The 24831-nt window shown below is 74.1% G+C and carries 20 protein-coding genes and 1 riboswitch; of the genes, 7 read left to right on the forward strand and 13 right to left on the reverse strand.

The annotated features are described in order from the left end of the window. Positions 1–17 precede the first annotated feature (17 nt). Both LIX60_RS07330 and LIX60_RS07335 read right to left on the reverse strand, forming a co-directional pair. Positions 18–1265, reverse strand: a complete 1248-nt coding sequence (locus LIX60_RS07330; protein ID WP_227957737.1) for a HAMP domain-containing sensor histidine kinase — start codon at positions 1263–1265, stop codon at positions 18–20. 6 nt (positions 1266–1271) lie between these two features. After that, positions 1272–1925, reverse strand: a complete 654-nt coding sequence (locus LIX60_RS07335; protein ID WP_227957738.1) for a response regulator transcription factor — start codon at positions 1923–1925, stop codon at positions 1272–1274. Positions 1926–2099: 174 nt separating this feature from the next. Here LIX60_RS07335 and LIX60_RS07340 point away from each other — a divergent pair, with 174 nt between their 5' ends. Beyond that, complete coding sequence (locus tag LIX60_RS07340; RefSeq protein ID WP_125621609.1) at positions 2100–2402, forward strand: hypothetical protein; 303 nt, start codon at positions 2100–2102, stop codon at positions 2400–2402. A 104-nt stretch (positions 2403–2506) separates the two neighbouring features. Here the strand turns inward: LIX60_RS07340 and LIX60_RS07345 are convergent, their stop codons facing one another. Continuing rightward, a complete protein-coding gene (locus LIX60_RS07345) occupies positions 2507–3340 on the reverse strand; it encodes an inositol monophosphatase family protein (protein ID WP_227957739.1) in 834 nt (277 codons plus the stop codon). Then, a complete protein-coding gene (locus LIX60_RS07350) occupies positions 3337–4476 on the reverse strand; it encodes a ferrochelatase (protein ID WP_095756757.1) in 1140 nt (379 codons plus the stop codon). Before LIX60_RS07350 ends, LIX60_RS07345 begins: the two co-directional genes overlap by 4 nt. Positions 4477–4614: 138 nt before the next feature. Between LIX60_RS07350 and LIX60_RS07355 the strand changes: the two genes are divergently transcribed. The 3 genes from LIX60_RS07355 to sepH all read left to right on the forward strand — a co-directional run bounded on the left by LIX60_RS07355 (position 4615) and on the right by sepH (position 8799). Further along, a complete protein-coding gene (locus LIX60_RS07355; RefSeq protein WP_227957740.1) occupies positions 4615–5850 on the forward strand; it encodes an MFS transporter in 1236 nt (411 codons plus the stop codon). Then, positions 5819–7129, forward strand: a complete 1311-nt coding sequence (locus tag LIX60_RS07360) for a D-arabinono-1,4-lactone oxidase (RefSeq protein WP_227957741.1) — start codon at positions 5819–5821, stop codon at positions 7127–7129. Before LIX60_RS07355 ends, LIX60_RS07360 begins: the two co-directional genes overlap by 32 nt. A gap of 563 nt (positions 7130–7692) precedes the next feature. Continuing rightward, on the forward strand, positions 7693–8799 hold the full coding sequence (sepH, locus tag LIX60_RS07365; protein ID WP_227957742.1) for a septation protein SepH: 1107 nt from the start codon (positions 7693–7695) through the stop codon (positions 8797–8799). A 115-nt stretch (positions 8800–8914) separates the two neighbouring features. On the opposite strand, the gene LIX60_RS07370 is transcribed toward sepH, so the two are convergent. After that, complete coding sequence (locus tag LIX60_RS07370; RefSeq protein WP_227957743.1) at positions 8915–9751, reverse strand: sulfurtransferase; 837 nt, start codon at positions 9749–9751, stop codon at positions 8915–8917. A 263-nt stretch (positions 9752–10014) separates the two neighbouring features. Here LIX60_RS07370 and LIX60_RS07375 point away from each other — a divergent pair, with 263 nt between their 5' ends. Further along, positions 10015–10776 (forward strand): VOC family protein, encoded by a 762-nt coding sequence (locus LIX60_RS07375; protein ID WP_095756760.1) that lies wholly within the window; start codon positions 10015–10017, stop codon positions 10774–10776. Here the strand turns inward: LIX60_RS07375 and LIX60_RS07380 are convergent. The 4 genes from LIX60_RS07380 to LIX60_RS07395 all read right to left on the reverse strand — a co-directional run bounded on the left by LIX60_RS07380 (position 10751) and on the right by LIX60_RS07395 (position 16253). Further along, a complete protein-coding gene (locus tag LIX60_RS07380; RefSeq protein ID WP_227957744.1) occupies positions 10751–11437 on the reverse strand; it encodes a thymidine kinase in 687 nt (228 codons plus the stop codon). The two genes, LIX60_RS07375 and LIX60_RS07380, sit on opposite strands and share 26 nt — an antisense overlap. A gap of 81 nt (positions 11438–11518) precedes the next feature. Then, entirely contained in the window at positions 11519–12715 is a 1197-nt protein-coding gene (locus tag LIX60_RS07385; protein WP_043460766.1) for an alkaline phosphatase family protein, read from the reverse strand. After that, positions 12715–13308 carry a DUF5998 family protein gene (locus LIX60_RS07390; RefSeq protein ID WP_019709692.1) on the reverse strand — a complete coding sequence of 198 codons (594 nt, stop codon included), beginning with the start codon at positions 13306–13308 and terminating at the stop codon, positions 12715–12717. Before LIX60_RS07390 ends, LIX60_RS07385 begins: the two co-directional genes overlap by 1 nt. A 122-nt stretch (positions 13309–13430) precedes the next feature. Then, positions 13431–16253, reverse strand: a complete 2823-nt coding sequence (locus LIX60_RS07395) for a bifunctional GNAT family N-acetyltransferase/acetate--CoA ligase family protein (RefSeq protein ID WP_227957745.1) — start codon at positions 16251–16253, stop codon at positions 13431–13433. 221 nt (positions 16254–16474) lie between these two features. On the opposite strand from LIX60_RS07395, the gene LIX60_RS07400 reads away from it, so the two are divergent. Further along, on the forward strand, positions 16475–16756 hold the full coding sequence (locus LIX60_RS07400) for an HPr family phosphocarrier protein (protein ID WP_125621589.1): 282 nt from the start codon (positions 16475–16477) through the stop codon (positions 16754–16756). Between the two features lie 250 nt (positions 16757–17006). Here the strand turns inward: LIX60_RS07400 and LIX60_RS07405 are convergent, their stop codons facing one another. The 4 genes from LIX60_RS07405 to LIX60_RS07420 all read right to left on the reverse strand — a co-directional run bounded on the left by LIX60_RS07405 (position 17007) and on the right by LIX60_RS07420 (position 22104). Further along, a complete protein-coding gene (locus tag LIX60_RS07405; RefSeq protein WP_227957746.1) occupies positions 17007–17714 on the reverse strand; it encodes a GntR family transcriptional regulator in 708 nt (235 codons plus the stop codon). A 241-nt stretch (positions 17715–17955) separates the two neighbouring features. Continuing rightward, positions 17956–18750: a M23 family metallopeptidase gene (locus LIX60_RS07410; protein WP_227957747.1), complete on the reverse strand. Its 795-nt coding sequence runs from the start codon at positions 18748–18750 to the stop codon at positions 17956–17958. Positions 18751–18764: 14 nt separating this feature from the next. Continuing rightward, positions 18765–18984: riboswitch (cyclic di-AMP (ydaO/yuaA leader) on the reverse strand. Positions 18985–19339: 355 nt separating this feature from the next. Further along, positions 19340–20728, reverse strand: coding sequence for a pitrilysin family protein (locus LIX60_RS07415; protein ID WP_227957748.1), 1389 nt, complete (start codon positions 20726–20728; stop codon positions 19340–19342). Then, entirely contained in the window at positions 20725–22104 is a 1380-nt protein-coding gene (locus tag LIX60_RS07420) for a pitrilysin family protein (protein ID WP_227957749.1), read from the reverse strand. The genes LIX60_RS07415 and LIX60_RS07420 overlap by 4 nt, the downstream gene beginning before the upstream one ends. Positions 22105–22307: 203 nt before the next feature. On the opposite strand from LIX60_RS07420, the gene LIX60_RS07425 reads away from it, so the two are divergent. After that, a complete protein-coding gene (locus LIX60_RS07425; protein ID WP_227957750.1) occupies positions 22308–24761 on the forward strand; it encodes a DNA topoisomerase (ATP-hydrolyzing) subunit A in 2454 nt (817 codons plus the stop codon). Positions 24762–24831: the final 70 nt, after the last annotated feature.

The following is a 24831-nucleotide window of genomic DNA, read 5'->3' on the forward strand; positions in this document are numbered from 1 at the left end:
GAACCACGGCCAGCATCTCAGACGGGGAGGGTGACCCGCATCACGAGACCACCGCCCTCCCGCGGCTCCGCGCTGACGTGGCCGCCGTGCGCGCGGACCACCGAGCGCACGATCGACAGCCCGAGCCCCACGCCCTTGTCGCTGCCGGTGCGCTCGGAGCGCAGCCTGCGGAAGGGCTCGAAGATGTTCTCCAGCTCGTACGCCGGGACCACCGGACCGGAGTTCGAGACCACCAGGGACGCCCCGCCCTCCCACTGCCCGGTGGAGATCTCCACCCAGCCGTCGGGCACGTTGTACCGCACCGCGTTCTGCAGCAGATTGAGGGCGACGCGCTCCAGCAGCACACCGTTGCCCAGGACGACCGCGAGCCGCCGCTCGCCCCGCAGCTCCACGCCCTTGCCCCGGGCCTCCTCGCGGACCTGCTCCACCGCCTGCGAGGCGACCTCCGCCAGGTCCACCGGCTTGCGGTCGACGATCTCGTTCTCGCTCCGCGCCAGCAGCAGCAGTCCCTCGACGAGCTGCTCACTGCGCTCGTTGGTGGCCAGCAGCGTCTTGCCGAGCTGGGTGAGCTCCGGCCCCGCCTCCGGGTCGGAGAGCTGGACCTCCAGCAGGGTGCGGTTGATCGCCAGCGGGGTGCGCAGCTCGTGGGAGGCGTTGGCGACGAAGCGTCGCTGGGCGTCGAACGCCCGGTCCAGCCGGTTCAGCATCTCGTCGAAGGTGTCCGCCAGCTCCTTCAACTCGTCGTCCGGGCCGTCCAGTTCGATCCGGCGGGACAGGTCGGAGCCGACCACCCGGCGCGCGGTGCGGGTGATCCGGCCCAGCGGCGAGAGCACCCGGCCCGCCATGGCGTAGCCGAAGGCGAACGCGGCCACGCTGAGGCCGAGCAGGGCCAGCAGCGAGCGCCGCAGCAGGTTGTCCAGCGCCAGCTGCCGCTGGTGGTCCATGCAGACCTCCAGCGCGGCGTTGAACTCCTCGTGGTTCTCGAAGAAGCGGTCGGTGAGGTTCGGGCAGGTGCTGCTCGTCGGCCGGAAGCTGCCCTCCAGCAGCTTGAACGGCAGGGCGTTGCCCTTGTCCAGCGCCTCGGCGGCCAGCAGATAGATGATCGAGAGCAGCACGATGCCGGCGATCAGGAACATGCCGCCGTAGAGCAGCGTGAGCCGGATCCGGATCGTCGGACGGAGCCAGGGACGCGGGCCCCCGGGCGCCGTCTGGGGGTCCCAGGTGGGCTTGGGGGGCGCCGCGGGGGGCGCGGGTGTGCCGGCCACGGCCGCTCAGACCCGGTAGCCGGAGCCGGGGACCGTGATGATCACGGGCGGCTCGCCGAGCTTGCGGCGGAGGGTCATCACCGTGACCCGGACCACGTTGGTGAAGGGGTCGGTGTTCTCGTCCCAGGCCTTCTCCAGCAGCTGCTCGGCCGAGACCACGGACCCCTCGGCCCGCATCAGCACGTCCAGCACCGCGAACTCCTTCGGCGCCAGCTGCACCTGCCGGCCGTCCCGGAAGACCTCCCGGCGGTTCGGGTCGAGCCGGATGCCGGCGCGCTCCAGGACGGGGGGCAGCGGTGCGGTCGTACGGCGCCCGAGGGCCCGCACCCGGGCGGTGAGTTCGCTGAAGGCGAACGGCTTGGGGAGGTAGTCGTCGGCACCGATCTCCAGGCCCTCGACGCGGTCGCTGACGTCGCCGGAGGCGGTGAGCATCAGCACCCGGGTCGGCAGCCCGAGCTCCACGATGTGCCGACAGACGTCGTCCCCGTGCACCAGCGGCAGATCGCGGTCGAGGACGACCACGTCGTACTCGTTGACGTCGACCCGCTCCTGGGCGGCGGCCCCGTCGTACACGACGTCGACGGCCATGGCCTCCCGGCGCAGCCCGGTGGCCACCGCATCGGCGAGCAGCTGCTCGTCCTCGACGACGAGTACGCGCACGGCACGCTCCCTTTCCCTGGTCCGCGGCCCGTGATCAGGCCGGACGCTGTTCGGACATCCTCCCCATCCTGCCCCGGCCGCCCGTAAACCGGCGGTAAGAGGATCACCGGATCGGGAGAATCAGGATTCTTATCGCGTTTGAGGTTTCTCTGAGGTCCGGGTTGGGGAGGACGAATGCACATCCGAGATCACGCCCTGTACGTGGCATGCCACGGCCTGCTGTCCCCCGCAGAGAAGCGGTGCGTGATCAACCCGCCGTCGGCACACCCCCGTGCCATCGACCCACGACGAGGGGGCGCAACCATGGACGCGTTCACCGCAGGACTTCTGCAGCGTATAGAGAGCACCGAGTCCGACCTGACGCGCGCTCGGGAGACGGGCGACGACTTCCTCGTGGAGGTGGAGCTGGCGGAGCTGGACGATCTTCGCCGCCTCGCAGCCGAGCACGGCGTGGAGATCGGCGCCCTGACCGCCTGAGCCGGCCCCGGTCACGTACGGAGGGCGCCCCGGTACCGTTCACCCGGTACCGGGGCGCCCTCCGTCCGTTTCCGGGGCGCGACGTTTCCGGGGTGCGGCCCGGCTCAGCCCGCGGGGTGGTCGTCGTGCCAGGCGCCGAGCTCCTCCAGCCGGCCGCGCAGCGCCTCGAAGAGCCCCGGCGGGGCGGCCACGGCCAGCTCACCGGAGAGCGGCTCCCCGGGCCGGCCGCCGGTGACCGCGCCGGCCTCCCGGGCGATCAGCTCGCCCGCGGCGTAGTCCCACGGGTTCAGCCCGCGCTCGTAGTAGCCGTCGAGCCGGCCCGCCGCCACATCGCAGAGGTCGATCGCGGCGGACCCGGAGCGCCGGATGTCCCGCAGCTCCGGCACCAGCGCGCGGAGCACCGCTGCCTGCCCGATCTTGCGCTCGCGGACATAGCCGAAGCCGGTGCCGATGAGGGCCCGGTCCAGCGGCGGCGCGGGATTGCAGCGCAGCCGCCGCTCCCCCCGGTACGCTCCCCCGCCCAGCACGGCCCGGGACGTCTCGCCCCGCACCGGCGCCGCCACCACGCCGGCCACCGTCTCGCCGCCGGCCTCGGCGGCGATGCTCACCGCCCAGTCGGGCCGCCCGTAGAGGTAGTTGACCGTGCCGTCGATGGGGTCGACTATCCAGCGGACGCCGCTGCGGCCCGCGGTGTCCGCGCCCTCCTCGCCGAGGAGCCCGTCGTCCGGCCGCCGCTCCGCGAGGAAGTCCTTGATCAGCTTCTCCGAGGCGATGTCCATCTCGGTGACGACGTCGATGGCGCTGGTCTTGGTCGCGGCCACCCCGAGGTCCTCCGGGCGGCTGTCGCGCAGCAGCGTCCCGGCGCGCTCGGCGGCCTCCAGGGCGATCGGCAGCAGCTCCCGGCCCAGGGCTTCGAGGTCCGTGTCCCGGGCGCTCATCGCGCGGCTCCCGCGTACGGGTCGTCCGCGCCGGCCGCGGCCGGCTTCGGCGTCCGGCCGGGGCAGCAGCCCACCGGGCAGACGTCGTGGCTCGGGCCGAGGTCGCCCAGCGCGCGGCGGCGCACCTCCTCGCCGCGCTCGGCGGCCGCGCGCTCCAGGACCAGCTCCCGGATGCCGGCCACGAAGCGCGGGTCGGCGCCGACCGTGCCGGCCCGGGCCACCGGCAGGTCCAGCGCGGTGGCCTTCGCCATGGCCTCCGTGTCGAGGTCGTAGATGACCTCCATGTGGTCGGAGACGAAGCCGATGGGCACCATGACGACGGCGGGCGCGCCCGCGCCGTGCAGCTCCTCCAGGTGGTCGCAGATGTCCGGCTCCAGCCAGGGGATGTGCGGGGCGCCGCTGCGCGACTGGTAGACGAGCCGCCACGGCCGCTCGACCCCGTCCGATCCCCGCACCGCCTCCGCGATCAGCCGGGCGACGTCCAGGTGCTGCGCGACGTACGCGCCGCCGTCGCCGTGGCCCTCCGGCGGGCCGGAGGTGTCGGCCGAGGCCGTGGGGATGGAGTGGGTGGTGAACGCCAGATGGGCGCCCTCCCGCACCTCCTCCGGCAGCCCGGCGAGCGCCGTGAGCGCCGCCTCGGCCACGGGCTCGACGAAGCCCGGGTGGTTGAAGTAGTGCCGGAGCTTGTCGATCCGCGGCAGGGGCAGGCCCTCGGCCTCCAGGGCCGCGAGCGACGCGGCGAGGTTCTCGCGGTACTGCCGGCAGCCCGAGTAGGAGGCGTAGGCGCTGGTGGCCAGCGTGAGGACGCGGCGGTGCCCGGCGGCGGCCATCTCCCGCAGGGTGTCCGTGAGATAGGGCGCCCAGTTGCGGTTGCCCCAGTACACGGGGAGGTCCAGGCCGTGCTCGGCGAAGTCCTTCCGGAGCGCGGCCAGCAGCTCGCGGTTCTGGTCGTTGATGGGGCTCACGCCCCCGAAGAGGAAGTAGTGCTGCCCCACTTCCTCCAGCCGCTCGCGGGGGATGCCCCGGCCGCGGGTGACGTTCTCCAGGAAGGGCACCACGTCGTCCGGCCCCTCGGGGCCGCCGAAGGAGAGGAGCAGCAGGGCGTCGTAGGGATCGGGGACTGACTGATCGGACATGCCGCCGATCCTGCCACCCGCTACCGACGGCCGGGAAAATACCCGGGCGTCCGGGCCCCGGACGGCCGTAGGCTGAGGCGCCCCTGTCCCCAGTCCTCCCCTGGTCCTCCCCTGCCAGGTCGCCGCCGGAGCCGTCACGTGCCCAGTCCCTACCGCGAGATCTTCGCGCACCCCGGCACCATGGCGTTCTCCGCGGCCGGTCTCCTCGGGCGGTTGCCCGGGGCCATGCTGGCCGTCGGCGTCGTCACGATGATCTCCCGGCTGACGGGCCGCTACGGGCTGGCGGGGGCGGTCGCCGCGACGCTGGCCCTCTCCTCCGCCTGCCTGTCCCCGCGGATGTCCCGGCTGGTCGACCGGCACGGCCAGCGCCGGGTGCTGCGCCCCGCCCTGCTCGGCTCGGTGGCGGCCGTCACGGGACTGCTGGTCTCCGCCCGCCAGGGGCTGCCCGCCTGGACGCTCTTCGTCTTCGCCGCCGGAGCCGGCTGTGTGCCGCACCTCGGCTCGATGATCCGCTCCCGCTGGGCCGCCCTCCACCGCGGCTCACCACGGATGCTGCACACCGCCTACTCCTGGGAGTCCCTGGTCGACGAGGTCTGCTTCGTCCTCGGGCCGCTGGTCTCCATCGGGCTGTCCACCCAGTGGTTCCCGGAGGCCGGGCCGCTGGCGGCCCTGGTGTTCCTCACCTCGGGCGTCCTGTGGCTGACCTCCCAGCGCGCCACCGAGCCCGTTCCGCACCCCCGCGAGCAGCACACCGCGGGCTCGGCGCTCCGCTCCCCCGGCCTGCGGGTGCTGGTGATGACCTTCGGCGTCTGCGGAGCGATCTTCAGTTCGGTCGACGTGGTGACGGTGGCCTTCGCCGAGGAGGCCGGCCATCCGGCGCTGGCCGGGCCCGTGCTGGCGGTGTACGCCCTGGGGTCGGGGCTGGCCGCCGGGGTGTTCGGGCTGCTGGACCTCAAGGGCGCGCCGTCCCGCCGGTGGCTGCTCGGGGTGTGGGCGATGGCGCTCTGCACGCTGCCCCTGCTGTCGGCCGGGAATCTGCTCGCGCTGGCCGCGGCCCTCTTCTTCGCCGGCATGACGATCGCCCCCACGGCGGTCACCACCATGGCCCTGGTCGCGCAGCACGTCCCCGCCGCCCGGCTGACCGAGGGCATGAGCTGGACGAGCACCGGCGTGCAGCTGGGCATCGCCGGCGGGGCGGCCGCCGGCGGCTGGGTGGTCGACGCGGCGGGTGCCGGGGCCGGATACTCGGTGCCCGCCGGGGCTGGACTTCTCGCGGCAGTGGTGGCATCCCTGGGGTACCGCCGGCTCCGGCCGGCTCCGCGGCGGCAGAGAGTGGGAGCACATGACGCAGAAGACCGGCGACGCGTGGCGTAACTGGGCGGGGACGGTGGCGGCGCGGCCGCTGCGCTCCCCGGCCCCCGCGGCCACCGACGAGGTGGCCCGGATCGTCAAGTCGGCCGCCGAGGAGGGGGTTCCGGTGAAGGCCGCCGGCACCGGCCACTCCTTCACCGCCGCCGCGGCCACCGACGGCGTGCTGATCCGCCCCGACCGGCTGACCGGGGTCCGGCGGATCGACCGCGACGCCGGGACGGTCACCGTCGCCGCGGGCACCCCGCTGTGGCAGCTCAACCAGACCCTGGCCGGTGCGGGCCTGTCGCTGACGAACATGGGCGACATCATGGCGCAGACGGCCGCCGGGGCCACGAGCACCGGGACGCACGGCACGGGGCGGGACTCCGCCTCCATATCCGCGCAGCTCACCGCCCTGGAGCTGGTCACCGCCGACGGCTCGGTGCTGCAGTGCTCGCGCGAGGAGAACCCCGAGGTCTTCGCCGCGGCCCGGATCGGCCTGGGCGCGCTGGGGATCGTCACCGCTCTCACTTTCGCGGTCGAGCCGCTCTTCCTGCTCACGGCCCGTGAGGAACCGATGCCGCTGAACCGGGTGCTGGCCGACTTCGATCAACTGACACGGGAGAACGAGCACTTCGAGTTCTACTGGTTCCCGCACACGGAGCACTGCAACACCAAGCGGAACAACCGCAGCGCCGGTCCCGCCGCCCCGCTCGGCCGGATCGGCGGCTGGGTCGAGGACGAGCTGCTCTCCAACGCCGCCTTCCAGCTGGTGTGTTCGGCGGGCCGCGCCGTGCCCGCCGCGATCCCGCGGATGGCCCGGATCACCGGCCGCGCGCTGTCGGCACGCACCTACACCGACATTCCGTACAAGGTCTTCACCTGCCCGCGCCGGGTCCGGTTCGTGGAGATGGAGTACGCCGTCCCGCGCGCCGCGGGCATCGCCGCGCTGCGCGAGGTGAAGTCGCTCATCGAACGCTCCGGTCTGCGCGTCGGTTTCCCCGTGGAGGTGCGCACCGCACCGGCCGACGACATCACGCTCTCGACCGCCTCCGGCCGGGACAGCGTCTACATCGCCGTGCACCTGTACCGCGGCACCCCGTACCGGCCGTACTTCTCGGAGGTCGAGCGGATCATGACGGCTCATGAGGGGCGCCCGCACTGGGGGAAGCTGCACAGCCGGGACGCAGGCCAACTCGCCTCGGTGTACCCGCGCTTCGGCGAGTTCACGGCGCTGCGCGACCGGCTCGACCCGGAGCGGGTGTTCGGCAACGCGTATCTGCGCCGGGTCCTGGGCGGCTGACGGGCTGCCGCGCGTCGGCGCGTACCGGCTGCTGCCCCTTCGGTCGGATGTGCGACGGGGTACGGGGCCGGGGCCTGGGCCGGTGGTCCGCGCGCCGGCGCCCGGCGCTCCGTCACTCTCCGTCCACGCTCCCGCCGTACGGCCGCCCGCCTCCGCAGCAGGGCGAACGGAAGGGATGACTCCGGATCAGGAGGTTCCGTGAAACTCCGTCCGCGCACGGTTACCCGTGCTCCGGCCGATCCGGTCCGGGCGGCAGAAGTCGGCGGCGTGCCAGTCCACCCGGGTGGGCTGAATGGAGTACTGTGGCGAATCCTGGCTCCGGCTCCCCGCCGGGCTGCCCGGATCCGCGAAAGCGGCCCGGAGCAGGGTTCGGACCGACGTAGTCGTGGCAGGACCTGGGTAGGGTGCATGGGACGGACGGCGCGGTCACGCATCGTGACATATGGGTGACCGCGTCACAACGGCGAAGAAGGGCCCCGGCCCGACACGCCGGGCAACTCGGCAATGCTGTGGCAGGCTGCACCCGGGCAGGCCACACTCGTCTAGCGGAAGCAGCGACGCACGTGACGTCGGCAGGCACCACCCGGGAGGTCCCCATGCCCGAACTGCGTGTCGTGGCCGTCAGCAACGACGGCACACGGCTGGTGCTGAAGGCTGCGGACAGCACGGAATACACCCTTCCGATCGATGAGCGGCTGCGCGCCGCCGTGCGGAACGACCGTGCCCGGCTGGGCCAGATCGAGATCGAGGTCGAGAGCCACCTCCGCCCCCGGGACATCCAGGCGCGGATAAGGGCGGGTGCCTCCGCCGAGGAGGTCGCGCAGCTCGCCGGCATCCCCGTCGAGCGGGTGCGCCGCTTCGAGGGCCCGGTGCTCGCCGAGCGCGCCTTCATGGCCGAGCGGGCCCGCAAGACCCCGGTCCGCCGCCCGGGCGAGAACACCGGACCCCAGCTCGGCGAGGCCGTCGCGGAGCGCCTGATGCTGCGCGGAGCGGAGAAGGACACCGTCCAGTGGGACTCCTGGCGGCGGGACGACGGCACCTGGGAGGTGCTGCTCGCCTACCGGGTCGCCGGTGAACCGCACTCCGCGAGCTGGACCTACGACCCCCCGCGCCGACTGGTGCAGGCGGTGGACGACGAGGCCCGCTCCCTGATCGGGGACACGGACGACACCCCCGAGCCGAGCATCCCGTTCGTTCCCCGGATCGCCCGGCTCCCCCGGGACCGGCCGATGGACCGCACCGTGCCGATCGACCGCTCGGAGCGGCCGGACCGCGCGCTGTCCGCCCGCTCGGAGTCCGAGGAGACCGCCGAGCGGGAGGGCCGCGACCGCGACTCGCTGACCAGCCTGCTGGAGGCGGTGCCGAGCTTCCGGGGCGACATGGTCGTACCGGAGCAGACCTCGCCGTCCCGGGCCGAGCCCGCCGACAGCCCTCCGGACGACGAGCCGGCCGCCGCCGAGGAGCCCGCGGCACCGCCCGCCGCCGCGGCGAGCGCCGGCTCGGCGTACGCCGACGTGCTGATGCCCCGCGCCGTGGCGGGTCACCGGGACCGGCTCACCGGCACGACGGACCGGCAGGCGGAGGCGGACGGCGTCCGTCCCGGCCGCCGCGCGGCCGTACCGAGCTGGGACGAGATCGTCTTCGGCACCCGCCGCAAGAAGCAGGAGTAGCCGGAGCCCTCCGGTGACGGCACCCGGTGGCCGGGACCCGCGTGTTGCCGCGGGCCCCGGCCACCGGGCGTTCGTCCGTACGGACCGGGGGCCGCCCGGGAGCCGCCGGGCCGCGTCAGCCCGGGTCGGCGCCCGTGGCGACCGGACGGTCCGGATCGGCGCACCACTCGCTCCAGGAGCCGGGGTACAGGGCCGCCGGAATGCCCGCCAGCTCCAGCGCGAGCACCTCCTGTGCCGCCGAGACCCCGGAGCCGCAGTACACGCCCACGGGCGCGTCACCGCGGACCCCGAGGGCGGCGAAGCGCCCGGCGAGCTCGCCCGCCGGACGGAACCGGCCCCCGGCGGTGAGATTGCCGGCCGCCGGCGCGGACAGCGCACCCGGGATGTGGCCCGCCACCGGGTCGACCGGTTCCACCTCGCCGCGGTAGCGCTCGGCCGCGCGGGCGTCCAGCAGCACGCCCGTACGCGCCAGTTCGGCGGCCTCGTCCGCGCCGAGCACCGGCAGACCGCCCGGGCCGGGCTCGAACGTTCCCTCGGCCGGGGCGGGTTCGGACGTCTCCAGCGGGCCGCCGGTCTCCCGCCAGGCGCGGAGGCCGCCGTCGAGCACGCGGACCGAGGGGTGCCCGGCCCAGCGGAGCAGCCACCACGCGCGGGCCGCGCCCCAGCCCTGCGCGTCGTCGTACACCACGACCGGGCGGCCGGAGGAGACGCCGGCCCGCCGCATCGCGGCCCCGAGGACGGCCGGGTCCGGCAGCGGATGCCGGCCGCCGCTCCCGGGCGGACCGGCGAGGTCGGCCTCCAGGTCCACGTAGACGGCGCCGGGGATGTGGCCCTCCCCGTACGCCGGTCTGCCCGGTGGGCCGCCCAGCTGCCAGCGCACGTCGAGGAGGACCGGCGGGGAGCCGCCCGCCGCCTCCCGGGCCAGATCGGATGCGGTGATGAGGGTGTCCATGTCCCCATCTTCGCGTAGGCCGGCTGCGCACCGGACCGACTCCGGAAACCAGCCGTACGTCGGGCAGTTGTCGGACAGCCGGACCGCCGGCACGGATACGCAACGGCAAAGTGGGCATCCTTGACCCCAAAGCCATGGAACGCGGCGCGGCCGTCTCCCTCGGCGCGGCAGCTGGTGCAAGCATGAGGCCGGGCGCCCTCCCACCGCGACGACGTGCGCCCGGTCCCGCCCGGATCCGAACGCCCCCGAGGAGAGTAGTGACGATGACCGAGGCAGCCACGCCGCGTACACCGGGAACGCCCTGCTGGGTGAGCCTGATGGCGCACAACCTGGCGGCGACCCAGGACTTCTACGGCGCCCTGTTCGGCTGGAGCTTCGTGCCCGCGCCGCGGCAGCTCGGGCCGTATGTCCGCGCCCAGCTGGGCGGACGCGAGGTCGCCGGGGTGGGCGAGCTGTCGGGCGGGCGCGAGCTGCCGGTCGCCTGGACCACCTATCTGGCCACGGACGACGCGGACGCGACGGCCGAGCTGATCCGCGCCTGCGGCGGTACGGTCGCCGTCGGCCCGCTGGACGCGGGGGACGCGGGGCGGCTGGCGATCGCCTCGGACCCGTTCGGCGCGGTGTTCGGGATCTGGCAGGGACTGGCCCTGGCCGGAGCCCAGGCTTCCGGTGAGCCGGGCACCCAGACCTGGAACGATCTCCAGCAGCAGGACTTGGCGGCCGCGAAGTTCTACGAGGCGGTCTTCGGCTACGACAGCGCGGCGAACGGCCCGGAGGAGATCACGCTCTCCCTGGCCGGCCGGCCCGTGGCCGCCGTGCGGGAGCTGGGCGAGGAGCCGGTCCGGGGGCACGGGCCGCGCTGGATGACGTACTTCGAGTCGGCCGATCCGGATGCCGACGCGCGCCGGGTGGCCGGTCTGGGCGGCCGCCTGCTCGCGCCGCCGCACGACCAGCCGTTCGGGCGGGTGGCCACGGTCGCCGACCCCGAGGGCGCGGTCTTCAATCTGCTGCGGACGGCCCGCTGACGACGGGCCCCTCTCCGCGGTCGACCGGGAGGACGTCCGGGGAGAGCGCGGCGGCGCGGGCCGCGGCCGACGTCATCCGGCGTTGGTGGTGGCGGCGGCACAGCACCTCGTAGCCGGTCTCGTCCCCGGACAGGCCGACGTCCCCGACGACCACCTGCTCGCCCTCCACGACCATCCGGCCGCCGGACGTGCGGGCGTTGTGGGTGGCCCGCGCGCCGCACCAGCAGAGCGCCTCGACCTGCAGGGTCTCGATGCGGTCGGCGAGTTCGACCAGCCGCTGCGAGCCGGGGAAGAGCTTGGAGCGGAAGTCGGTCGTGATGCCGAAGGCGAAGACGTCGACGCCCAGATCGTCGACGACCCGGGCGAGTTGGTCGATCTGCGCGGGCGCGAGGAACTGCGCCTCGTCGGCGATCACGTAGTCGGCGCGGCCGCCCGCGGAGAGATGGCCGACGAGATGGGCGTAGAGGTCGAGGTCCGCGGCCGCCTCGATGGCCTCGGTGACGAGGCCCAGCCGGGAGGAGAGCTTGCCCTCGCCGGCCCGGTCGTCCCGGGTGAAGATCAGGCCCTGGAGGCCGCGCGCCGACCGGTTGTGCTCGATCTGCAGGGCGAGAGTCGACTTTCCGCAGTCCATCGTGCCGCTGAAGAAGACCAGTTCGGGCATCGGGGGTGGGGGGCCTTTCGGTTCGGGGTCGCCGCCGGCCGCGCCGGGGCCCGCGGATCGAGCGCAAGTATCGCCGTGCGGTCAGGAGCGTACTTCGAGCAGCGGGACGAGCTGTTCGGCGGCCGTCATCGAACCGTGCAGCCCCACCATCGAGGACTCGTTGGGCTCGGTGCGGGACGCGGTGATCGCCACGTCGGCGCAGGCCGCGGCGACGACATCGCCGATGCGGCCGTACACGCGCTCCTCCACGGGGCCGAACCAGCCCGCCTCGACGGCCTCGTCGCGGCTCGCGACCCACATCCGGTCGCCGAGCACCTCGCGCCACACGGCGGCGACGTCACCGGCGGCACCGGGGACGGCGTAGACGTGCCGGGCGCGGGCCTCGCCGCCGAGGATCGCGACGCCGGCGCGCAGCTCCCAGTCCTCGTCGAAGTCGATCCGGGACTCCTCGTCGAACGGGATGTCGACCATCCCGTGGTCGGCGGTGATGTAGAGCGCCGAGCGGGGCGGCAGTTGCTCGGCGAGGCGCTGCGCGAGCCGGTCCACATAGGCGAGTTCGGCGAGCCATTCGCCGGAGCCGGTGCCGTGGCGGTGCCCCTTGCCGTCCACCTCGCTGTAGTACGTGTAGACGAGCGAGCGGCCCGCGGCGCCGAGTTCCGCCGCGGCGAGGTCCATCCGCTCCTCGCCGGTGGCCCGGCCGTGGAAGGTGCCTCCGCTGAGCGCCACCCGGGTCAGCGGGGTGGTCTCGAAGCCGGGCGCGGAGACCTGGCAGGTGTGGATGCCGGCCGCGTCCGCGCGCTGGAAGACCGTCGGGTACGGCTGCCAGACGTGCGGGTCGGTCCAGGGCCGCCAGCGGAGCTGGTTCATCAGCACGCCGCTCGCCGGGTCCAGGACGGTGTAGCCGGCCAGGCCGTGCGCGCCGGGCGGCAGGCCGGTGCCGACGGAGGCGAGGGAGGTGGCCGTGGTGGAGGGGAAGCCCGCGGTGAGGGGCCCGCCGGTGCCGCCGTTGGAGCCGGCCAGCAGGGAGGTGAGGAACGGGGCCTCGCCGGGGTGGGCCCTCAGCAGCTCCCAGCCGAGGCCGTCCACGAGGAAGACGCAGTTCCGGTCGGCCGGTTCCAGTCCGAGCCCGGCGCTCAGCCCCGGAACTCCCTGGCCGGCGGCGAGGGTCGGCAGCAGCTCGGCGAGCGATCCGGTCCCGTAGGCCGGTGCGGGGGCGGAGCGCGGATCGAGCGGTGCGGGGTCCTGCCAGGCGGAGCCGGCGGTGGCGGGCTGGGCCATCAGCGGGCGGCGGTGGAGGCCACGGTGGCCTCGGAGAGCGACTGCGCGAAGGCGAGCGTCTGGCGGACGGAGTCGGGGCCGTCACCGGCCTCGCTGACCCGCAGGCTGAGGTCGTCGGCGGTGGAGTTGCCGGTGTAGCCGTGGTCGGCCTCGCAGCCCGGGTCGCCGCAGGCGGCGGGCTCCAGGTCGATGCGGTTGACCGCGCCCCAGCCGATGGTGAGGACGACCTCGCGGGGCAGCGTGCCCGGGGTGTACGACTCGGGGTTGGCCACGACCCGGCTGAGCACCACGGAGGAGATCCGCTCCAGCCGCACCGACTCCGTGGAGGTGGTCGCGTACGGGGAGGGGGACGTGCCGTCGGCGGCCTGCTCGTCGGTGTGGCTGACGATGAACCGGGTGCGGGTCAGCACGAGCACGGTGACATGGCGGCGGACCTCGTTGGAGTCGAAGGTCGTCTCCTGGTGGACCAGGTACGAGGTGACCGGTTCGCCGCCCACGGCGGCCTCCACCGCCTCGGCCACCAGGGCCGGGTAGTAACCGCTGCGCTCGATCGCCGAGCGCAGCCCTTGGGTCGTCGTGCCGGTCTTCGCCATGGCCCCATCCTACGGGGCGGCGGCACCGCCCGAGGAACGGCGGCACCACCCGGCGGCACCACCCCGGCGGCACCACCCCGGCGGCCCGCCCGGCGGCCCGCCCCCGGCCGTCCGCGGACGGCTCAGTAGACGGGCAGCCGGCGCGGGCCCATGTCGGAGCCGGTGGGCGGGGCCGCGAGCCGTACGGAGGCGCCGAGCACGCTCAGCCCGTGGGCGGCGACGACGACCGGTTCCAGCTCCACCGCGACCACCTCGGGGTGGTCGTCGACCAGGCGGGAGAGCCGGAGCAGCAGTTCCTCCAGGGCCGCGGTGTCCACCGGGTCCGCTCCGCGCCAGCCGAAGAGGAGCGGCGCGGCCCGGAGGGACCGGATCAGCTCGGCGGCGTCCCGGTCGGTGGCCGGCAGCAGCCGGTGCGCGATGTCGCCGAGCAGTTCGGAGGGCGCGCCGGAGAGGCCGAAGGAGAGCACGGCGCCGGCCGCGGGGTCGATCGCCGCCCGGACGACGGTGTCGACGCCGCGGGGCACCATGGCCTGCACCACGGGGCGCAGTTCCTCCGGCTTCCCCAGGAAGTCCGTGAACTCCCGGTAGGCGCGGCGCAGGGCCTCCTCGGTGGTGAGGTCGAGCCGGACACCGCCGAGGTCGGCGCGGTGGCGCAGATGCGGGGCGGTGGTCTTGAGCGCGACCGGGTAGCCGAGGACGGCGGCGGCCCGGGCGGCGGTGTCCGCGTCGGGCGCGGGCAGCGCGGGCCGGACGGCGATGCCGTACCGGGCGAGCAGGGAGGCGGCGCGGTCGGCGGGGAGCGGGAAGCTGCGGGCGTCCCGGTCGCCGGCGGCGGCGAGCAGGCCGTCGATCTCGGTGCCCGCCCCGGCCTCGTCGATGTCCTCGTACTCGGGGACCCGGCCCGGTTCGGCGGCCGTGCGGCGCCAGGCGGCGTAGCGCACGGCCTCGGCGAGCGCCCGTACGGCCCGTTCGGCCGCGGGGTAGGCGGGGACGCCCGAACCGCGCGGGGTGCCGTCGGCCTCCGTGTCGGCGTCCGCGGCGGGTGACGCCCCGGTGGCCGCCACGGGGTCCTCCCCGGAGGCGCCGAGGGCGGCCGCGAGCCCGTCCATCTCCAGGTGGGCCACCACGACCGGCTTGCCGGCGCCGCCCGCCCGGACGGCGTCGCGCAGGGCGGCGGCCAGCTCCGGGCCCTCGCCGGGCGAGGGGCCGTCGCTCTCGCCGACCCAGGGGATGGCGGTGACGACCACCGCGTCGCAGGCGTCGTCGGCGAGCGCCGCGGCGAGCGCCGTGCGGAAGTCGTCGGGGGTGGCCTGGGTGGTGAGGTCGAGCGGGGTGAGCGGGCGGAGCCGTTCGGTGAGGCAGGCGTCGTAGGCGAGCAGGCCGAGGGATTCGGAGTTGCCGAGGATGGCCACCCGCGGTCCGTCCGGCAGGGGCTGGCCGGCCAGCAGCAGGCCGGTGTCGACGAGTTCGGTGACGGTGTCGACGCGGATCACCCCCGCCTGCCGGAAGAGCGCCGAGACGGTGGCGTCGGGGATGCGGGCGCTGGGCACGGCGTGCCCGGTGGGGGCGGCGCCGCTGTGCCGGGCGCCCTTGACCACGACGACCGGCTTCGCGGCGGCCGTGCGGCGGGCGAGGCGCGTGAACTTGCGCGGGTTGCCGATGGATTCCAGGTACATCAGGACGACGTCGGTGGCCGGGTCGTCGTGCCAGAACTGGAGGACGTCGTTGCCGGAGACGTCGGCGCGGTTGCCCGCCGAGACGAAGGTCGAGGTGCCGATGTGGCCGGCGCCGCGCCGGTGCAGCGCCGAGAGCAGGGCGATGCCGATGGCGCCGGACTGGGTGAAGAGGCCGATGTGCCCGGGCGGCGGCAGTTCGGGGGCGAGGGAGGCGTTGAGGCGTACGCCGGGTGCGGTGTTGAGGATGCCGAAGGCGTTCGGGCCGATGATGCGCATGCCGTACGAGCGGGCCTGGCGGACCAGTTCGCGCTGGCGCTCGCGCCCCTCGGGGCCGCTCTCGCCGTAGCCGGAGGAGATGACGACCAGGCCCTGCACGCCGTGTTCGCCGCAGTCGGCGACGACGGCGGGCACGGATCCCGCGGGGACGGCGACGACGGCGAGGTCCACGGCCTCGCCGATCTCCCCGACGGTGCGGTGGGCGGGCACGCCCTCCGGGTCCAGGGTGTTCAGGCCCTCGGGGAAGGCCCGGTTGACGGCGTGGACGCGGCCGGTGAAGCCGCCGTGCAGCAGGGCGCGGAGGACGGCGCGGCCCATGCCGCCGGGCCGGCGTCCGGTGCCGATCACGGCGACCGAGCCCGGGGCCAGCAGCCGCTGGACGGACCGGGCCTCGGCGCGCTGCTCGCGGCTGCGCTGCACGGCCACGGAGCGGTCGGTGGGTTCGAGGTCGAACTCCAGCCGGACGACGCCGTCCTCGAAGTGGCGCTTCTGGGTGTAGCCGGCGTCCGTGAACACCTTGATCATCTTGGTGTTGGCGGGCAGCACCTCGGCGGCGAAGCGGCGGATGCCGCGTTCGCGGGCGACGGCGGCGATGTGTTCGAGGAGGGCGGAGGCCAGACCGCGGCCCTGGTGGGCGTCCTGGACGAGGAAGGCGACCTCGGCCTCGTCGGCCGGGGCGGAGGCGGGCCGTCCGGTGGCGTCGATGCGGTCGTACCGCACGGTGGCGATGAACTCCCCGCCCACGACGGCCGCCAGGCCGACCCGGTCGACGTAGTCGTGGTGGGTGAAGCGGTGGACATCGCGGTCGGACAGCCGGGGGTACGGCGCGAAGAAGCGGTAGTACTTGGACTCGTCCGAGACCTGCTCGTAGAAGTCGACCAGGCGCTTCGCGTCGTCCTCGGTGATGGGGCGGATGTGGGCGGTGCCGCCGTCGCGCAGGACGACGTCGGCTTCCCAGTGGGCCGGATAGACGTGCTCCGACGGCGTTTCCATGGGGCCAAGCGTACGGGTGTGCGGCCCGGTGCGCGGGGTGCCGCGCGCCGGTGGCGCCGGTCCGGGCCGGCGGACGGCCGTTCCGGGCCGTTCGGGAGCGGGCGCGGGGCCCCGGTACGGTGACCGCAGGCCGGCCCGGGCACTTGCGGCACCGTGGCAGAATGGTCTAGACAACTCACGGCTCACGGATTACCCGTTTCCTGCGATCGAAGGGCACCACCATGGCAGAGCGCCGCGTCACCGTCGGCTGGGCAGAAGGGCTGCACGCCCGCCCCGCCTCGATCTTCGTCCGCGCGGCGACCGCCTCCGGCGTTCCCGTGACGATCGCCAAGGGCGACAGCTCCCCGGTCAACGCCGCCTCGATGCTCGCGGTGCTCAGCCTGGGCGCCCAGGGCGGCGAGGAGATCGTCCTCGCCTCCGAGGCCGAGGGCGCGGACGCCGCGCTCGACCGGCTGGCCAAGCTGGTCTCGGAAGGGCTGGAGGAGCTGCCGGAAACGGTCTGAGACCGGGGCCGCCGGGAGCGGCGAACGGCGCACACCGGAGCCGCGGTTGCCCCTCGGGGGCGGCCGCGGCTTCCGTGTGCGGCCCGTGCGCCCCCGCGAGGGCGTGCCGGGAAAACAATCCGGCACCCTTACGGCAGCCGCTTCTTCTCGTCCACCCGATATCCGCGTCACCGCCCCGTATACGCGTCCCGTCCGCACCTTCCCCGCTTCTCCGCCCTCTTTTCCCCACGCCCGCATTACGCCCGCGTTGTTAATTCTGGACGCGTTCCGTGTTGACGGATTGTTTCGGATTCCTCACCGCGGCCGGACGGCGGAGCCGGCTGCCGTCCGGCGGCGCGAGTTCGGTGTGCGCCGCCACAAGGGCCCGGGCACGCGCCGCGTCCCCCCGCGCGACGGCGTCCACGATGGCGCCGCGCTCCGTCCAGGTGTCGGCCGTGGGCGCCGACCGCGGGGCCGCGTACACCCACGCGATCTTGCGGCGGACCTGGGTGAGCAGGGCGATCAGGCTCGGACTGCCCGAAGCCTGGGCCAGCGTCTCGTGGAACCAGGCGTCCAGCGAGCGCAGATCCGCCGCCTGCCCGTGGCGCGCCCGCTCCCGGCCGAGCGCCACCAGCCCGCGCAGCACCTTGAGATGCGCCTCGGTGCGGCGCTGCGCCGCCCGCCCCGCGGCCAGGGGCTCCAGCAGGGAGCGGATCTCCAGCAGGTCGGCGGCCTCCCGCTCCGTCGGCTCGGCCACACAGGCGCCCGCGTGCCGCCGCGTGGTGACGAACCCCTCGGACTCCAGGGCCCGCAGGGCCTCCCGCACCGGGACCCGCGAGACGCCGTAGCGGCGCGCGAGCAGTTCCTCGGTGAGGCGGCTGCCGAAGGGATACGTCCCGGCGACGATGTCGTCGCGGATCGCATGGCGCACCGCGTGCGCCGGAATACGGCGGCCGGCGGGCGGCGAATCACCGTTCATCTCCGACTCCGCATTTCCGGACCTCCACTGGAATTCCCGTGGAACACAGGGCTCGACATTCCCGAACTGTATTGCAGGACGCGGAATATGGTGCCGGGGATGCGCGCCGGTGGAGGCGATCCGGCCAGGAAACCGGCCACGGCGGGAGGCGGCCGGGACGGACCGCAGGGCCCGGGCCGTCCGGAGCCGGATACGCGAAGACCCCGGCCGGGTGGGCCGGGGTCTCGCCTCGCGCCGGGCGTCAGACCGAGACGCCGTGCGACCGCAGGTACGCGACGGGGTCGATGTCGGAGCCGTACTCGGCGGTGGTGCGGGCCTCGAAGTGGAGGTGCGCACCGAAGGAGTTGCCGGTGTTCCCGGCAAGACCGATCTGCCGGCCGGGCGTGACCGCCTGGCCCGCGGTGACATTGAGGGCGGACAGGTGCCCGTACTGGGTGTAGGTGCCGTCGTTCATCCTGATGACGACGCTGTTGCCGTAGGAGCCGTCCCAGCCGGCCTCGACGACGGTGCCCGAGCCCACGGACTTGACCGGGGTGCCCTCGGCGGCCTTGAAGTCGATCCCGGTGTGGCTGCCGGAGGACCAGGCGGCACCGGAGGCGTGGTACTGGGTGGAGACGAAGCTGCCGTCGACCGGCATCACGAAGGTGTTGAGGCGCTTGCGCTCGGCCGCGCGGGCGGCCCGCTCCTTGGCGGCGCGCTCCTCCTTGGCCCGGGCGTCGGCGATCCGCTTGGCCTCGGCGGCCTCACGCCTGGCGGCGGCCTCGGCCCGCTCCATGGCGGCGGCCACGTCGGCGGCGGACTGCTGGGCCTCGGCCTGGTCGCCGATCCGCTCGCCGAGGGTGTCGTCGAGGACGACCGCCTGGCGGAGCCCGGTGTCCGCGGCCCCGCGGGCACTGTCGTCGGCGGCGAACGCCGGGGAGGCGAGCGTGGCGGCCACGCCGCTGGTGGCGAGGGTGGCCATGCCGGCGACGCGCGCGGGGCGGATGCCGCGACGGCTCGGACGGCGGTGCTTCCCGGTGGTACGGGTGGGCGGCATAGGGTGCGGCTGTCCTTTCCTTCCTTCTCGCCTACCGGGTTAGCTGACGGGTTCGGAGCAGGAAGGTCTCCTACGGGCCCCTCACGGGGAGGCGCCCGATTCACCCCAAGGGACCGGACCGTTCCCGTACCGCCGTCGGCGGCGTGGGGCGGCCCGTCCCGCACCGGTGAGGTACGGGAAGGAGGGTCCCCGGCTCCCCTGGCTCGCGCCATGGGGACTCGGCGATGACTGCCCGGTGCCGCGGTTTGCGGCGAAGTGCCCGGCCGGACAGCCGGATCGACGCTAAGACGGACGGCTCCGCCGCGCCAAACGAAACCGGCTTATTGTTGCGGAGGCCACAGGAGAGAACGCCCGCACCGCGGCAAAACGGGCCAAAGGGCGGTGCTCCCCGCCGCACGGAACGGCGGAATCGGCGCCTCCGCCGGGCCCGCCTCCGGAGCCCCCGCCCGGGCCCCGTGCGCCGTACCGGCGTGACGGGAAACGGCCGTGACGGACCGCCGGTTCCGACGGTGCGTCACGGCCGCCTGTCCGGCAGGTCGCGCGCTGCTCGACAGCTCGCGTCCCGAACGCCGGTGACCGGACCGGTCGTTCAGCCGCTGACGACCTTGACCTCCCCGATGCCCAGCGCCCGGACCGGCTCCTCGATCGCGGAGGCGTCCCCGACCAGCACCGTCACCAGGTTGTCCACCGGGAACGCGCTGACCGCGGCGGCGGTGGCCTCCACTGTGCCGGCCTCGGCGAGCCGGGCGTACAACTGCGCCTGGAAATCGTCCGGAAGGTACTGCTCGACCTGGTCGGCCAGGGTCCCGGCGACGGCCGCGGCGGTCTCGTACTTCAGCGGCGCGACCCCGACCAGGTTCTGCACGGCCACATCGCGCTCCTCGTCGGTCAGCCCGCCGGCCGCGAGGGTGCGCAGCACCTGCCAGGTGTCCTCCAGGGCCGGGCCGGTGACGTCCGTGGCGACCGAGCCGCTGATGGCCAGCAGCGAGGCGCCCGTGCCCTCGGGCGTCGAGCGCAGCACCTGGCCGAAGGCGCGCACGCCGTAGGTGTAGCCCTTCTCCTCGCGCAGCACCCGGTCCAGGCGGGAGGTGAGCGTGCCGCCGAGGCAGTAGACGCCGAGCACCTGGGCCGCCCAGACCCGGTCGTGCCGGTCGGGGCCGACCCGGCCGATGAGGACCTGGGTCTGCACCGCGCCCGGCCGGTCCACGATCACGACCCGGCCGGTGTCGTCCGCCGTGATGGCCGGTACGGGGCGGGCCTCGGCCGTGCCGCCGGTCCAGGTGCCCAGGGTGCCGGCGAGGACCTCGGCCAGCGCGATGCCGGTGAAGTCGCCCACGATCACGGCGGTCGCGGTGGCGGGGCGGACGTGCGCCGCGTAGAACGCGCGGACGCCGGCCGCGTCCACCCGCGCGACGGTCTCCTCGGTGCCCTGCCGGGGCCGGGACATCCGGGACTCGGCCGGGAACAGCTCCTTGGAGAGCTCCATCGCGGCCCGGCGGGCGGGGTTGGCCAGCTCGTGCGGGATCTCGTCGAGACGGTTGCGGACCAGCCGCTCGACCTCGTCCTCGGGGAAGGCCGGGGCCCGCAGGGCGTCGGCGAGCAGCCCCAGCGCCTTGGCCAGCCGGGAGGCCGGGACCTCCAGGGAGACCCGGACCCCGGGGTGGTCCGCGTGCGCGTCCAGGGTGGCGCCGCAGCGCTCCAGTTCGGCGGCGAACTCCTCGGCGGTGTGCCGGTCGGTGCCCTCCGAGAGGGCGCGCGCCATGATCGTGGCGACGCCGTCGGTGCCCTCCGGCTCGGCCTCCAGGGGTGCCTGCAGATTGATCTCGACGGCCACCACCTTCTGGCCGGGGCGGTGGCAGTGGAGCACCGTCAGCCCGTTGGGCAGGGTGTCCCGCTCGGGGGTCGGGAAGGCCCAGGGCGTGGGCTCCCCGGCGCGCGGCATCGGGTGGTACGTCATGGTGGTGCCGGCGTCGCTCACTGGGCCGCCTCCTTCTCGTCGGTGCCGTCGGTGCCCTCGGTGCCGTCCGCGCCGTCCCCGGACTCGTGTCCGGGCCCGGTCGGCTCGTAGACGAGCGAGGCGCGGTTGTCGGGACGCAGCCGCGCCGCCGCCACCTCCCGCACCTCCTCGGGGCCGACCTCCAGCAGCCGCTGTACCGCCGTCAGCGCGAGCTGCGGGTCGCCGAAGAGGACGGCGTACCGGCAGAGCTGGTCGGCGCGGCCGCCGACGGTGGCGAGCTGGTCCAGCCACTCGCGCTCCAGCTGCGCCTGGGCGCGCTCCATCTCCTCGGGGGTCGGGCCCTCCTCGGCGAACCGGGCCAGCTCCTCGTCGACCGCCCGTTCGATGGCGGGGATCTCCACACCGGAGGACGCCTTGACGTCCAGCCAGCCCATCGAGGGGGCGCCCGCCAGCCGCAGCAGGCCGAAGCCCGCGCCGACGGCGAGGCGGTCCCGGCGGACCAGCCGGTTGTACAGCCGGGAGGACTCGCCGCCGCCGAGGACCGTCAGGGCCAGATCGGCGGCGTCGGCGGCGCGGGTGCCGTCCTCCGGGAGCCGGTAGGCGGACATCAGCGCGCGGGCCGGGACCTCCTCGCGCAGTTCCTCCCGCAGCTCCCCGCCGATGATGTCGGGCAGGGCGCCGTCGCGCGGCGGCTGCTTGCCGTCGTGGCCGGGGATGGAGCCGAAGTAGCGCTCGATCCAGGCGAGGGTCCGCTCGGGGTCGATGTCGCCGACGACCGCGAGGACGGCGTTGTTCGGCGCGTAGTACGTCCGGAAGAAGTTCCGGGCGTCCTCCAGGGAGGCGGCGTCGAGGTCGGCCATCGAGCCGATGGGGGTGTGGTGGTACGGGTGGCCCTCGGGGTAGGCCATGGCGGTCAGCTTCTCGAACGAGGTGCCGTAGGGGACGTTGTCGTAGCGCTGGCGGCGCTCGTTCTTCACGACGTCCCGCTGGTTCTCCATGCTCTCGTCGTCGAGGGCGACGAGGAGGCTGCCCATGCGGTCGGCCTCCAGCCAGAGCGCGAGTTCGAGCTGGTGGGCGGGCATGGTCTCGTAGTAGTTGGTCCGCTCGAAGCTCGTGGTGCCGTTGAGCGAGCCGCCGGCGCCCTGCACCAGCTCGAAGTGGCCGTTGCCCTTCACGTTCGCGGAGCCCTGGAACATCAGGTGCTCGAAGAGGTGTGCCAGGCCGGTGCGGCCCTGGACCTCGTGGCGGGAGCCGACGTCGTACCAGAGACAGACCGCGGCGACCGGGGTCAGGTGGTCCTCGGAGAGGATCACGCGCAGACCGTTGGCCAGCCGGTGCTCCGTCGCTGTCAGGCCGCCGGACCCGGCCTTCTCGGTGGCCGTGTGACCCATGGGCATGTACGTCCCTTCGATCGCGGGTGAGGGGTGCGGAGATGATGAGTGCTGCCACTGTATGCAAGCGGCCGGAGACCTGCCGAAGTTCCCGTAGCGTGCCGTTCGGACGGGTCGTGGGCCGCACTGTCCGCGGCGGGGTCCACAATGGTCCGCGTCACCAACCCCCGCCCAGCGAAGTTTCGAAGTCCTAAGGAGCAGCAGCCGCGATGGCCCGCCGCAGTACGAAGACCCCGCCTCCCGAGGAATTCGAGGAGCGCATCCTCGACATCGACGTCGTGGACGAGATGCAGGGCTCCTTCCTGGAGTACGCCTACTCGGTCATCTACTCGCGCGCCCTCCCCGACGCCCGCGACGGCCTCAAGCCCGTCCACCGGCGCATCGTCTACCAGATGAACGAGATGGGCCTGCGGCCGGACCGCTCGTACGTGAAGTGCGCACGCGTCGTCGGCGAGGTGATGGGCAAGCTCCACCCGCACGGCGACGCCTCGATCTACGACGCCCTCGTGCGCATGGCGCAGCCGTTCTCGATGCGGCTCCCGCTGGTGGACGGCCACGGCAACTTCGGCTCCCTGGGCAACGACGACCCGCCCGCCGCCATGCGGTACACCGAGTGCCGGATGGCCGCCGCGACCTCCCTGATGACGGAGTCGATCGACGAGGACACGGTCGACTTCGCCCCCAACTACGACGGCCAGGAGCGGGAGCCGGCCGCCCTGCCGGCCGCGTATCCGAACCTGCTGGTGAACGGCGCCTCGGGCATCGCGGTGGGCATGGCGACCAATATGCCGCCGCACAACCTGGGCGAGGTGATCGCCGCCGCCCGGCATCTGATCAAGCACCCGGGCGCCGATCTGGCCACGCTGATGCGCTTCGTGCCCGGCCCGGACCTGCCGACCGGCGGCCGGATCGCCGGGCTGGCCGGCATCCGCGACGCCTACGAGACCGGCCGCGGCACCTTCAAGATCCGCGCCACGGTGGCGGTGGAGAACGTCACCGCACGCCGCAAGGGCCTCGTCGTCACCGAACTGCCGTTCACCGTGGGACCCGAGAAGGTCATCGCCAAGATCAAGGACCTGGTGGGCGCCAAGAAGCTCCAGGGCATCGCGGACGTCAAGGACCTCACCGACCGGTCGCACGGTCTGCGGCTCGTCATCGAGATCAAGAACGGCTTCAACCCGGAGGCCGTGCTGGCGCAGCTCTACAAGCTGACGCCCATGGAGGAGTCCTTCGGCATCAACAACGTCGCGCTGGTGGACGGCCAGCCGCTGACGCTGGGGCTCAAGGAGCTGCTGGAGGTCTATCTGGACCACCGCTTCGAGGTCGTCCGGCGGCGCAGCGAGTTCCGGCGCGGCAAGCGCCGCGACCGGCTGCACCTGGTCGAGGGCCTGCTGACCGCGCTGATCGACATCGACGAGGTCATCCGGATCATCCGTTCCAGCGACAACTCCGCCGAGGCCAAGCAGTCGCTGATCGCCCGCTTCTCCCTGAGCGAGATCCAGACCCAGTACATCCTGGACACCCCGCTGCGCCGGCTGACCCGGTTCGACCGGATCGAGCTGGAGTCGGAGCGGGACCGCCTCAACACCGAGATCGCGGAGCTGACCCGCATCCTGGACTCCGACGCGGAGCTGCGGAAGCTGGTCTCCTCGGAACTCGCCGTGGTGGCGAAGAAGTTCGGCACCGACCGGCGCACGGTGCTGCTGGAGTCGGCGGACGCCCCGGTGCAGGCGGTGCCGCTGCAGGTCGCCGACGACCCGTGCCGGGTGCTGCTCTCCTCCACCGGCCTGCTGGCCCGTACCGCCAACGGCGAGCCGCTGGAGGGCGGTTCCACGAAGCGCGTCAAGCACGACGTGATCGTCTCCGCCGTCCCGGCCACGGCCCGCGGCCATGTCGGCGCGGTGACCTCCATCGGGCGGATGCTGCGCCTGTCCGTGATCGACCTGCCGCAGCTTCCCGACACGGCCTCCGCCCCGAATCTGTCCGGGGGCGCGCCGATCGCCGAGTTCCTCACCCTCGACGAGGGCGAGGAACTCATCTGCCTGACCACGCTCGACGAGAGCTCCCCCGGGCTGGCCATCGGCACCCGGCAGGGCGTGGTGAAGCGCGTGGTGCCGGACTATCCGGCGAACAAGGACGAGTTGGAGGTCATCGGCCTCCGGGACGGCGACCGGGTGGTCGGCGCGGTCGAACTGCGCACGGGTGACGAGGACCTGGTCTTCGTCACCAGTGAGGCGCAGCTGCTGCGCTACCCGGCCTCCCAGGTACGGCCGCAGGGCCGCGCTGCGGGCGGCATGGCCGGGGTGAAGCTGCCCGAGGGCGCCGAGGTGATCTTCTTCGGCGCGGTGGACCCGGCCGGCGACGCCGCGGTCTTCACCGTCGCCGGTGCCGCCCAGGGCACGCTCGACGCGTCGGTGCAGCAGTCGGCGAAGCTGACCCCGTTCGACCAGTACCCGCGCAAGGGGCGGGCCACCGGCGGAGTGCGCTGCCAGCGCTTCCTCAAGGGCGAGGACCGGCTGGTCTTCGCCTGGGCCGGGGCCACGCCGCCCCGGGCGGCCGGTTCCTCGGGCGCCCCGGTGGAGCTGCCGGAGCCGGACCCGCGCCGGGACGGTTCGGGCCTGCCGCTGACGAAGCCGGTCGCGGTGGTCGCCGGACCGGTGTAGCGGGCCGGGCGGAGCGGGCCGGCCGACGCGGGTCGTCGGCCGTGCGCGCCGGAGGCCCGCGCTCCGGGAG

This window comes from Streptomyces sp. S07_1.15 (assembly GCF_020739505.1).
Classification (GTDB): Bacteria; Actinomycetota; Actinomycetes; order Streptomycetales; family Streptomycetaceae; genus Streptomyces; species Streptomyces xinghaiensis.